Origin of the sequence: Methylonatrum kenyense (assembly GCF_023195885.1) — a bacterium.
GTDB classification, from domain to species: Bacteria; Pseudomonadota; Gammaproteobacteria; order Nitrococcales; family Aquisalimonadaceae; genus Methylonatrum; species Methylonatrum kenyense.
In genome coordinates this window covers 238127-250108 of record NZ_JALPKO010000002.1, presented here as the reverse complement: position 1 = coordinate 250108, position 11982 = coordinate 238127, and the positions used below count along the sequence as shown (strand labels likewise).

Annotated in this window: 9 protein-coding genes; 2 read left to right on the top strand and 7 right to left on the bottom strand. The window is 63.1% G+C overall.

What is annotated here, in order from left to right; genetic code table 11:
• Both M0534_RS03260 and M0534_RS03255 read right to left on the bottom strand, forming a co-directional pair.
• A complete protein-coding gene (locus tag M0534_RS03260; protein WP_248566985.1) occupies positions 1–192 on the bottom strand; it encodes a hypothetical protein in 192 nt (63 codons plus the stop codon).
• A gap of 10 nt (positions 193–202) precedes the next feature.
• Positions 203–1834 carry an L-lactate permease gene (locus tag M0534_RS03255; RefSeq protein ID WP_248566984.1) on the bottom strand — a complete coding sequence of 544 codons (1632 nt, stop codon included), beginning with the start codon at positions 1832–1834 and terminating at the stop codon, positions 203–205.
• A 176-nt stretch (positions 1835–2010) separates the two neighbouring features.
• On the opposite strand from M0534_RS03255, the gene M0534_RS03250 reads away from it, so the two are divergent.
• Both M0534_RS03250 and M0534_RS03245 read left to right on the top strand, forming a co-directional pair.
• The gene (locus M0534_RS03250; protein ID WP_248566983.1) at positions 2011–3297 is read left to right on the top strand and encodes an amidohydrolase family protein; all 1287 of its coding nucleotides are present in this window, start codon (positions 2011–2013) and stop codon (positions 3295–3297) included.
• Between the two features lie 16 nt (positions 3298–3313).
• The gene (locus M0534_RS03245) at positions 3314–4450 is read left to right on the top strand and encodes a GGDEF domain-containing protein (protein ID WP_248566982.1); all 1137 of its coding nucleotides are present in this window, start codon (positions 3314–3316) and stop codon (positions 4448–4450) included.
• Between the two features lie 129 nt (positions 4451–4579).
• Here M0534_RS03245 and M0534_RS03240 read toward each other — a convergent pair whose 3' ends face one another.
• From M0534_RS03240 to M0534_RS03220, 5 genes are all read right to left on the bottom strand, one after another.
• Positions 4580–5740: a mechanosensitive ion channel family protein gene (locus M0534_RS03240; protein WP_248566981.1), complete on the bottom strand. Its 1161-nt coding sequence runs from the start codon at positions 5738–5740 to the stop codon at positions 4580–4582.
• Positions 5741–5854: 114 nt separating this feature from the next.
• Positions 5855–6415: a methylated-DNA--[protein]-cysteine S-methyltransferase gene (locus tag M0534_RS13695; RefSeq protein ID WP_282571257.1), complete on the bottom strand. Its 561-nt coding sequence runs from the start codon at positions 6413–6415 to the stop codon at positions 5855–5857.
• A 34-nt stretch (positions 6416–6449) separates the two neighbouring features.
• Positions 6450–7889, bottom strand: coding sequence for a bifunctional 2-methylcitrate dehydratase/aconitate hydratase (locus tag M0534_RS03230; protein WP_248566980.1), 1440 nt, complete (start codon positions 7887–7889; stop codon positions 6450–6452).
• 93 nt (positions 7890–7982) lie between these two features.
• Positions 7983–10835, bottom strand: a complete 2853-nt coding sequence (locus M0534_RS03225; RefSeq protein WP_248566979.1) for a BPTD_3080 family restriction endonuclease — start codon at positions 10833–10835, stop codon at positions 7983–7985.
• On the bottom strand, positions 10832–11971 hold the full coding sequence (locus M0534_RS03220; RefSeq protein ID WP_248566978.1) for an ATP-binding protein: 1140 nt from the start codon (positions 11969–11971) through the stop codon (positions 10832–10834). Before M0534_RS03220 ends, M0534_RS03225 begins: the two co-directional genes overlap by 4 nt.
• Between the last annotated feature and the right edge of the window lie 11 nt (positions 11972–11982).

Below are 11982 nucleotides of genomic sequence, written 5' to 3'. Positions count from 1 at the left end.
TCAGGATTCGCCGTCGCTGGACGACAGCCACTCACGCAGGCGTATCGCAGGCGGCAGGGCGGCCCCGGCCAGCACCAGCACAAACCCGAGATAGAGCATCAGGGCGCTATCGGCGGTGGAACCGCCGCTTATCAGCGGCAACCCCATCAGAAACAGAACAAACGCAATACCAAGGGCGGTTTTCGGTTTCATCATCGGCTCCTCAGAATGTGGTCAGGATCACGGTGACCAGACCGATCACCAGGGCGATGGCAATCGACCAGGGCAAGGTCTGGCGCAGCACTGCCCCCTCCTTGCCGCTGATGCCGGTGGTGCCGGTGCCCAGCACCACGTTGGCCGGAGCGATGGCGTTCCCCAGCGCGCCACCGGCACTTTGTGCCGCGATCACCGACGAGGAAGAGATATTCTGCAGCTGTGCCACATTCTGTTGCAGCCCGGAGAACAGCACGTTGGACGCAGTATTGCTGGAGGTCATGAAGGCACCCAGCACCCCGATGAAATTGGCGGCGAAGGCATAGCCCAGCGCTGGCGTAGCGCCGGCGATTCCTAGTGCCAGGGTCTGCGTCTGGCCGGAATGGTCGAATACCGTGGCCATGGCCAGGAACGACAGTACCGCCACGGATGCCGGCAATGCGCCATCAGTAACGCCCTTCCAGATGGACTCCTGCTGCTTGATGCGCGCCCAGGCACCGTAATAGCCTCGTGCCCGGTACACCACCCAGGAGATGATTGCCGCCACCAGGATGAAGGTCCCGGGATGGGTGAAGACAGCGAATGGCGCATAGGCATCCGTGGCATCCCGCACCACATGATAGCCGGTACCAACCTCGGCGAAGGGCAGCCCGGCACGGAACGCACCAAGGAAGGATTCGATCTGGGGCGTCAGCAGGGCCCCGAGAGTCACCACGGTCAGCACCACATACGGGAACGTGGCCATTCCCAGCCCCATCACCGGGTCGTGACCGCGCTGCTCGCGCTGAGCAGCCACCCGCTCGCTGCCCTCGGCCATGGCCTGGACCGGCATCTCCGCATGGGGCTGGTCGTACCGCCGCCACGTGGACAACGGATAGAGCATCAGCAGGGCGATGGTGCCGGCGATGAAGTTGGACACCACCGGATTCCAGAACACGAGCGCCAGTTGGCCGCCGCCATGGATCAGCGAGATGATCAGGATCATCGGCAGAGCATGGCGGATGGCAGGGCCTCGGCCATACATCCAGGCAATAGCTAGACCACCGGCGATGTTAACGATCCACAGCAGGATCGCCGTTTGCCAGGCCGTGCCAAGAGGGTCGGCGATGTCGATCACCTGATTGGTGGCCAGCCAGCTTACCGCAATGGTGCCGAACATATTGGCCCAGGCATGGCCCAGCAGGGGAATCGCCACGGCAAAGATCGGCTTGACCCCGATGGCCAGCAACAGGGGCGCCACGACGGCGATGGGCACGCCGAACCCAGCAATCCCCTGCAGGAACGAGGCAAACACCCAGCCGAAGGCCAGCACCAGAAACAGATCGTTCTTGCTGAAGCGCGCGATGCCGACGCGCAGGGAATTAAAGGCCCCGGCACGATCGGCCACCACGTACAGCAGCAAGGCCGGCCAGATCACATACAGGATGAAGATCGAATCCCAGATCCCCTTGCCCACGGCCACCGAGATGGTCTCCAGTGGAGTCTGGAACAACAGGAGGGAAATCAGCACCGCGGCGAACATGCCCAGCGGGCCTGCCTCGGTGGATTTCCAGCGCAGACCGACCAGCAGAAATAGCAGGAGGGCAATGGATGCCAGCGCCGCAATCCAGTGCCCGAGATCCGTCGGAACATTCACGTCCATGATTATCCCCTGCATCGATAAGGGGCCGCCATGCCGCGACCCCGTCCGATGTTCCGTGTATACCCGTACCATGCTAACCATGAACCGCATCGGTGGATTGATACAGATCAAGGCGTGATGCTGCCTTCAACCTCGGTATTATGGTTTCCGCAGCTTCGTCACCTCAGGAATATGCCATGGCCTGCTTTCGCCTGTTCCTTCCCGGCACCCTGCTGGGTCTGCTGCTTGCCGGCCACGGAGCCATGGCCTCGGCGCCCACTGCCTGGGTGGGCGGCGCCGTCTGGCTTGGCAAGGAACAAGGGTATCTGGAAGACGCAGTGCTGCTGGTCGGCGATGGCCGAGTGGTCGACGTGTTCTCCCGTGGCGAACGGCCGCTGCCGGAGGACGCCACGGTGCACGACGTCTCCGGTCAGTACATTGTGCCCGGCCTGATCAACGCCCATGGGCATGTCGGCATGGCCCGCGGCCTCGAGACCGGACCGGAAATCCACAGCCGCGACAACGTGATTGAGCAGTTACAACTCTACGCCGCCTACGGCATCACCACCGTCGTCAGCCTCGGTGACGAGCCGCCGGAGGCGTTTGCCGTGCGCGACGGGATGGATCCGGCGGATTCCAGCATGGCGCGGCTTTTCGTTGCCGGCACGGTGCCGAATCCGGTGGATGCCGAGGCTGCCCGCGAGGCGGTTCGCGAACTGCGTGCCACTGATCCGGACTGGCTGAAGATTCGTGTCGATGATCAGCTGGGACAGGCAGAAGCCATGCCCCGCGAGGCCTACAGCGCCTTCATCGACGAGGCTCATGGGCATGGCGACGCGGTGGCCACCCACATGGTCACGCTGGAGCACGCCAAGGGACTGCTGGAGGAAGGAGCGGACCTGATCGCCCACAGCGTGCGCGATGCGCCGGTCGACGACGAACTGATCCGGCTGATGCTGGAACGGGATGTCTGCATCACGCCCACCCTGACCCGCGAAGTCTCGACCTTTATCTACGCCGAACGCCCCGACTTTTTTGACGATCCGTTCTTCCTGCGCCATGCCGACCCCGACGTGCTTGAGCAGTTGCAGGAGCCGGAGGTTCAGGCCCGCTTCACCGGCGATGCCGCCGACTATTACCGCGCGGCCCTGCCGCTGGCAATGAGCAACATGCTCGCGCTCCATGCCGCCGGGGTACGTATCGCGATGGGCACCGACAGTGGTCCGCCGGCCCGTTTCCAGGGCTATTTCGAACACATGGAGATGGCGATGATGCAGGAGGCCGGCATGTCGCCGGCGGATATCCTGGAATCCGCCACCCGCCACGCCGCCGACTGCCTGGGTGTGGGCAAGGAACTGGGCACGCTGGAGCCCGGCAAATGGGCGGATTTCATACTCCTGTCCGAGGATCCGAGCGAGAATATCCGTGCGCTGCGGACGCTGAAGACCGTGGTGCTTGCCGGCCGCGATGCGGCCCCGCAGTGAGGCAGGGGTGACCTGCATGACATCAGCGCTTGCCGGCCATTCCCGGTTCCAGGCCGCGATACAGTGGCTAGGCACAATCCACGGCGCCGATTACCTGGCTGCGAAGGGCCGATTCCTGGGTCCGTTCTCGGTGGTCGCGACCTTCATCGCGGCGCTTTTCGTCTTCAGCAACCTTGCCTGGGACTACGCGGTCGATCCTGAGCATGCTGGCGATGTGGTCGGCATGCGCCTGGTCCAGGCCTTGGCGGTGCTGCTGCTCGCACTGGTCATCCGCCACCGTCCGACGGGCCCAGTGGCGCGCATTGGTATGGTACTGGTGGCTGCCTTTGTGCAGATCAGTTTCATAGAGATCCTGCGCCAGCTGGACGGCGGCGCGAGCTATGGCATCGGTGCCTTCCTGTACTTCTTCATTTTTGTGCCATTCATCGGTCAGGCCCAGAGCCTGCGTTTCAATGTCCTGTTGCTCGGTTTCCTGGCGCTACTGCCGAACCTGCTGGTTCTGGCCGGCTACGGCACGCATCTGGATATGCGCATCTACAATGCCTATGTCTGGATGGCTTACGGGCCGGTGGCACTGATCCTGACCTTGATCGAACATCTGGTGTTACGGACCTACCGCGAGGGCCTTAACCTCCGCCAGGATGCGGAAACCGATCCGCTGACCCGTGCCCTCAATCGGCGGGGCCTGCGCCGTCTCGGTGAGAGCGTTCTGCAACGCGCGGCGGCTGGCGGACGCAGGCTCGGCGTGCTGTTCATCGACGCCGACCACTTCAAGGCGATCAATGACCGATTTGGTCACCACTGCGGTGACCGGGTGCTTCGCGAGCTTAGCGCGCGCATCGAACAATGCATCCGCATGGAGGACGTGCTGGCCCGGTTCGGCGGCGAGGAATTCGTCGTGCTGCTTCCCGGCGTGGATGCTGCCCGCGCGCAGGTGATCGCCGAACGGATCTGTGGCGCGGTCGCCGAGCGCCCGTTTACCGGTGACGGCAATGACGACACGGACCCCGTCGACATCACGGTCAGCATCGGTCTTGCGACAAGCACCACCGGCGAAGCCGCCGACACCCTGGAGGCGCTGATCGATCAGGCCGATCAGGCGGCCTACAAGGCCAAGCTGGGCGGCCGCAATCGCGTCGAAGTCCTGGCCTAAGCCAGGTGCCCCTCGCTGGCTGGAAATCCGGGAAGCAGAAGACGGCCCTGGCCTCGCCCCCGAATAGCTGTGTGCAGTTCGTCCACCTGAGCCACACCGGATCACCAGGCCGGGCGGGGTGACAACCGTTCAGTCGGCCGACTTCTGGCGGACAACACGCTGGAACGGCTCCAACACCGGCGCCAGGCCCTTGGCATCGTCGATGAAGAGCTGCAGGTGCGGGAACGGAATTTCGATCCCTGCCGCATCCAACCCCTCCTTGATGCTCTCCAGCAACTGGGCATTGATCCGCGGCTGGCGGTCGATGTTGTAGGGCTGGATCCAGTAGGACATCCGCAGATTCACCGAGGAATCCGCCAGCTCGGCGGCATTCACCGAAGGCATCATGTCGGGCAGGGCGAGCACGTCCTCGTGGGCTTCCAGAATCGGCAGGATGACCGCCCGCGCGGCGGCAATGGATTCCTTGTAGGCAATGCCGACGGTCATGCGTACCCGGATCGGCCCCTCGGTGCTGTAGTTGATGATGTCCGACGAGGCTACGCTCTCGTTCGGGATCATCGTGAACACGTTGTCACGGGTTCGCAGCCAGGTGGTCCGCAGCGCGATCTTCATCACCTTGCCGTCCTGCTCGTGGATCCGCACCCAATCACCAATCCGGAACGGGCGCTCCAGCAGAATCGTGATGCCGGCGATGAAATTGGACAGCGTGGACTGGGCAGCAAAGCCCACCGCCAGGCCGACGATACCGAGGCCGGCCACCACCGACAGGATGTCGAAACCGAACTGGGCCAGCACGGTGACAATGCCGAAGGCGACGATCAGCACCGAGACCACATTGCGCATCAACTGCTCGATGGACGGATCCAGCTGGTAACGCTGCAACATCGTGATCAGGATCTTGGTCACCACGGCCCAGGCGACGTAGAACATCAGCGCGATCATCGCCGCCCGCGCCACGGCCTTCAGCAGATCGGGGCTCACGCCAAGCTGGGCCATGATCGCCAGCGCGGTGAGCAGGAAGAAGACGTAGCGCAGGCCGATGAAGACCGGATTGAAAACCTGCTCGGAAAGACCGATACGCAGCAGCATCGCGCGCATGGCGCGCCGAATGCCGAGGTAGGCCAACAGGAAGATCGAGATCAGGATGACCGAGACGATGAGCTGGCTGAGCCAGCTCGCCGCCAGGGTCGCAAGATCCGTTTCGCCGGTCTCGAAGACGCCGAAGGTGTCGATCAGGCTGCGGCGCAGGGCACCCAGCAGTTCACTGAAAAAACCCTGTTCGCTGACCAAGGTCGAGGCCCTCCGAAACATGACAGTTTTGTTTCAAAGGTACCACGTTCCCTGCCAGCGGAAGTGTTGGCGTGGTGATGGCGCGCAGCGGCCGCGGCAATCGGCTTTTCGCTGCTAGCTCACCGCCTCCCGAGCCAGCAGCGTACGCTTGCGTTCCACACCCCAGCGATAGCCGGACAGGCTGCCATCCTGGCGCAGCACCCGGTGGCAGGGGATCAGCACCGCGATGGGATTGGCGGCACAGGCAGCCGCCACCGCCCGCGCAGACCTCGGTGCACCGATCCAGCGCGCAATCTCGGAATAGCTGGCGGTGGACCCGGCCGGAATCCGACGGAGCGCCTGCCAGACCCGCTGCTGAAACGCGGTGCCCTCGGGAGCAAGGGGCAGCTCATCGACGACGGCATCGCCGTCCAGCCCCTTGAGCAGATGCTCCCGCCGGGCGGCCAGCCCGGCATCGTCAGCGACAAGTGGGCACCCGGGAAAGCGCCGGCGCAATTCTGCCAGCAACTCGGCTTCGGAATCGCCCAGCAGGACCGCGCAGACGCCCTCCGGCCGGTCCGCCAGCAGAATGTTCCCCAGCGCGCAGGCGAAGATGGTAAACCGGGTCTGCCCGTCTTTCGGCCGCTGCAGCCGACCGGAGCCCGTGGACTCGGGTGATACTTCAGGCCTATTCATGGCTCGCCTCCGCAACTGCTTCGATTAAACGCATTTACGCCGCCCACACGTCCATGAACGCAGGGACCGACATTGCCTCGAGACCTTTCTGCGTGGAACAGGCCTCGCGGATGCTCTCCGCCTGGCGCGGCGCGAAGCGGCTCGCCAGCGCATCCTCGAACTTCTGCAGCAGCAGGGGGATACCCTCCTTGCGCCGCCGGCGGTGGCCGACCGGATAGTCCACGGCGACGCGGTCGGTGCTGCTGCCGTCCTTGAACAGCACCGTTACCGCGTTGCCGATGGCGCGTTTCTTCGGGTCGAGGTAGTCCTTCGAGAACTCCGTGTTCTCGGTAACCTGCATGCGCTTGCGCAAGGCATCGATACGCGGATCGGCGGCAACGCCGTCCTCGTAGTCCTCGGCAGTGAGGCGGCCGAAGATCAGCGGCACCGCCACCATGTATTGCAGACAGTGATCGCGATCGGCCGGATTATGCAGCGGTCCGCTCTTGTCGATGATGCGCACGGCGGCTTCCTGGGTCTCGACCAGGACCTGGTCGATGTCATCGAGGCGACCCCTGACCTGCGGATGCAGGGCCATGGCCGCCTCGACCGCGGTCTGGGCATGGAACTCGGCGGGATAGGCGATCTTGAACAGGACATTTTCCATGACGTAACTGGCGTAGGCCTGCTTCACCCTGAGCCTGCGGCCACCGAACAGGACATCGTTGAAGCCCCAGCCCTTCGCGGACAGGGCGGTGGGATAGCCCATCTCGCCGGTCAGACAGATCAGTGCCAGGCGCAGGCCGCGGGCCGAGGCATCGCCGGCCGCCCAGCTCTTGCGGGATCCGGTATTCGGCGCGTGACGGTAGGTGCGCAGGCTGGAGCCGTCGATCCAGGCGTGGGACACGGCGTTGACCACATCCTCGCGACTGCCGCCAAGCAACCGGGTTGTCACCGCCGCGGTAGCGATACGGCAAAGCATCACATGGTCCAGCCCGACCCGATTGAAGCTGTTCTCCAGCGCCAGTACACCCTGGATCTCGTGGCAGCGGATCGCAGCCTGTAACACATCGCGCATGACCAGCGGTGATTCATTACGCGCCAGGCGTTGGCGACTCAGGTAATCTGCGGCCGCCAGCACACCACCCAGATTGTCCGATGGATGCCCCCACTCGGCTGCCAGCCAGGTGTCGTTGAAGTCGAGCCAGCGAATCATTGCGCCGATATTGAATGCCGCCTGCACCGGCTCGAGCCGATAACTGGTGCCCGGCACCGGCACGCCGTTCGACATTTCCGCGCCCGGCACCACCGGCCCGAGCAGCTTGGTACAGGCCGGATAGCGCAAGGCCAGAATGGCGCAGGCCAGGCTGTCCATCAGCATGTAACGGGCGGTCTCGAAAGCAAGCTTGCCGCCGGCCGCCGATCCGCAGACGTAATCGGCGATCGCCAGCAGTTCCCTGTCGGGCTTCGGCCGCCGACCGGACTTGGCTGCCATGTTCCGTCTCCTCCACCGCGGGATAGGCTCCCAATAGTGTAGGCACGGCAGAGCGCGCACTCTCGTCGCCGCTTTCGCGAGCCATTCAATTCATTAGCTAACGGCGACTCCGTCCGCAGTACGAGATTCAATATGGCGGTTGATAACGTCTCGCGTCTTCGCCGGCTCGAACACGGTATCGAACACCCACTGACCGAATCCGCCCTGCTCATTGACGGCCGTTACCCACGTTGCCATGGCCGTCCGCTTCTCGGCGTTCTGCTGGCTGTCCTGACCCTTTACCTCGAGCACGAGCGTCTTGCCATTGGCGAGGCGGATCAGATAGTCGGGAACGAAGTTGCGGGAAGAGCCCCGCCACAGGTAGCGCACCTTGAAATCGATGTGGTCGTTCTTGACCCAGGCGGTAATCTTCGAGTGCTCCTCGCAGATATCTGCCACCAGTTTTTCCCAGGTGCTGTCGTAGACAACATGACTGATCTGCGATCGCTCCGTCGCCGCGCAGGGCTTGGTGGTGAGCCAGGGGCGCATGTAAGACGTGGCACCAATGGGCTGGTGTTCATCGAAGACCAGCTCCTGACGCTCCACGTTCTGTTCGCTGACATGACGATTCACGTGGTTGACCACGGTATCCATGTTCAACGCGAACAGCAGGCGACGGCGGAACGGGTCTTGATGCCACAAGCTTGGAATATCCAGCTTTCGGCTCTCCAAAAACTGTTCGACCAACCGGATCAGTTGAACCGCGAGGTACTGCTTGTCCCCTCCGAAGGCGGCCTCGTTTTGCAGATAGAGCTTGCGGGCCGCCCGGAAGATCAGATTCTGCAACCGGAAATCGTCAACCGCCCGCTCCAGATCGATCTCGGTGGCCATGGCCAGGTTGGGAGATCCCGTTAGTGAGGGCGCAATATCGGCGTTGAGCGGGGTCTGGGCGGGGTCCAGGGTCAGAATCGGCACGCCCTGCCAATCCATCACCAGCTCCGGCTTGAGAACGCTGTCGATGCGATCAACGTTGGGCCAGCAAATTTCAAGGTGATTCCGGCCAGGCTCCACCTCAACGCGCACGCTTGGCTTCGGCGGCGGCGGTGCCTCGCCGCCTTCGCTGGCATCCTGGAAGATCGAGAGCGGCACGCCGAAGACATTGACGTACTCGGGAAGAAACTTGCGGTCGGCGTCCATGTCATGGGAGACACGACGCAGGCCGCGCCCAATCACCTGCTCGCAGAGCAGCTGACTGGTGAAGGCACGCAGCCCCATGATGTGGGTGACATTGGCGGCGTCCCAGCCCTCGGAAAGCATGGCCACCGAAACGACGTTCTGCAGGTTTTGGCCCGGCTGGCCGCGCTTGCCAACAGTATCGACCAGGGCACGCAGCTGCTCCTCCTGTTTCATGGCCAGCAGGTCGGCCTTCTTGTCCGCCGGTAGCCCAGCCGCTTCGATCAGGGCCTCCAACCGGGCGGCGTACTGCTTGTCCTTGCTGCTGCTGGTTTCCCCCTGCTCGGCCTTCTCGAGCACCCTGGAGTCCACTCGCAGGGTGGCATCCGGGGCCTGGGTCTCCTGGATCAGGCAATCACCGCCGTTGAAGAAGTGCTCGATACGCGCCGCAGTCTCGGTGCGGTTGCAGACGGTGAGCATCACCGGGGGAATCGTGTGTCCGGCTTCCTGCCACTGCTGCCGGGTTTCCTTCCAGTCGTAGGCCAGCAGGGCATAGGCCTTCTGCACCAGGTCGGGCAGGGGGGCGGCGACCTCGGCCCGACGATTGAGGTCTTCCTTCACCTCCTCCTCGCGATAGAGGTGATAGAGCTTACTGGCATAGGTCCTGGCGTTGGCCAAGGCGTCGTCGCGCACTACCACCCGCGGGGTCTTGACCAGCCCGGCCTCGATGGCGTCGTTGAGGCCGAAATCGGACACGATCCAATCGAACAGGCCGGACTCCGTGTTGCTCTTGCCGGTGGGGGCAAAAGGCGTGGCGGAGAGATCGAAGCAGCGGCGGATGCGGCGCGTCTTGTGGATGCGGTCCAGCCCCTCGATCCAGCGGGTGGCCTCGTCCAAATCGATACCCAGTTCCTCGGCCTGCTTCTTGCTGACCTTGGCCTCGGCCGGCTTGCGGTAGGCGTGGTGGGCCTCGTCGTTGATTACAATCAGATCGCGTTCGTTGGCAAGCGCCCCCAGCACCCGGCGGGTGAAGGCTTCGTCACTTTCCTTGCCCTTCCTGACCACGGAACGGTTCGGCTCCTTCAGCGGCATCAGGGTGTGCCAGTTCTCGATGACGAGCTCGACACGGTTGAGCTGCTGCCGCATGGCCTCACTGGGGCAGAGATTGAACTCGTCATAGACGTTCTGGGGGTGGCCTGGCTTCAGGACCTGCAGGCGGCTTTTCACCGTGAGGCCGGGAGTCACGATCAGCACCGCCCTGGAGTAGCGGCGATCCTTGGGATAGTGGATGGCGTTCAGCGTCTGCCAGGTGATGATCAGCGACATCACCTGGGTCTTGCCGGAGCCGGTGGCCATCTTGTTGCAGATGCGTTCCCAGGGGCCGCCATCACCGCTGAGGAAGACGCCCTGGCGGTACGATTCCTGGGCCTCCAGCCACCAGATCAGCGTCTCGATGGCCTCGAGCTGGCAGAAATAGAATGGGTACTGCCGCGGCCCACCCTCCCAGCGACAGGCATCCGGATCCCAATCACCCCTCGCATGCCAGTGCTCGAGGAGCTGGCGGGTGGCGCTGGTGACACCGGGGTAGCCGTCTGCCCGCCACTGATCGACGCGCTGACGAATCTTGTTGACCTGCTCCAGGGGCTCGGTGCGCTGGGTGTTGTTGCGGGTATCGAAAATCTCGTAGGCCGCGGGACGACGACCCTGCTGGAGGCTCAGCTGCGTGCCGTCTCGCTCCCAGTAGGCCCAGGGAGCATCGTAGGGAGAGTTGATGATCAATGACTTGGCCGTCATTCGGTAACTCCTTCTACCGTGCGATAGCCCTGCCGGCTGTGGTTCGGGACATTGGGGTAGCGGAGCTGCAGCTTTCCAGCCTTGACCAGGGGGGCGATGTGGCGCTCACCAATATTTTTGGGCGAACGCCGGAGCAGATCAGACAGCTGAGCAAGCGTGAGGAATCTGTCTCGACAGAGTTGGAGCAATGTCGCCTGCATGGTCTCTGGTGGGGTACGCCGGGCTTCAGCGACTGGGGCGGCGATCCGCGTCAAATCTTCCCATATCAGATCATCGTTGGCGCTTTCGCTATACGGTAAGTGCTCCTCACTGTGGGGGGAGCTAGTGCCCTTGTGGGGGGAGCTAGTGTCCTTGTGGGGGGAGCTGGCCTCCGCTTTCAAATTAGTTGGCGCCAACAGGGGCAAAGTGTAATAAGCCCCCCGGCGGCGGCCGTGGGGTACCAGCATGCCCTTCTCCACAAGGCCATTGAGCATCTGGGTGATATCGACCCGATGCAGAGTCAACATCTCCTGCAAACGACCGTTGGTCACCTGCTGCTCCAGCGCTGTTATCACAAGCGTCTGGGCTTCGTCTGGAGTGAGCGCTTTGAAGGCAGCTCCGAAACGCTCATTCAGCTTCGCCATCACATCCTCGGGCATCACGCTAATCAGCGGCAGTGTGAGGATGACCCGGTCAGGACGAAGGGTTTCCTTCAGGCTGGGCGGTTGCCACACCTGGGCGTGCCAGCTGCGCCGAATCTTGTCCAGGCCTGAACCCGCCTTGTCGCCTACGCCGAGCAGCTGAAACATTTTCTGTAATGACTTATTGCGGCACTCACTGACGCCACCAGCCAGCAACTGTTCCTGCGAGAGCAGCAAGGTTCCGGGGTTGGAAAACTCGAAGCGGTCCTTGAAGCGGTCGACCAAAATACCACCCTGGCCATAATGGTTGGCATGAATAAGAGCGTTTACCAGTGCTTCTTTCAGTGCCTCATGGGCGTCAGTCTGACCGCGCCGATCAGGCTGGAAAGGCACTTTCAACGCTGCATCGTGCGACAGCTTTTGCGACACGCGCAGATAAAACTGAAACAGATTGGCTTCCCAGGCACCGTCGATGGTGAGCCGATCGCTCCAGCGAGTAGCATCGTCATCTGCCAAGCGCTCCCGAT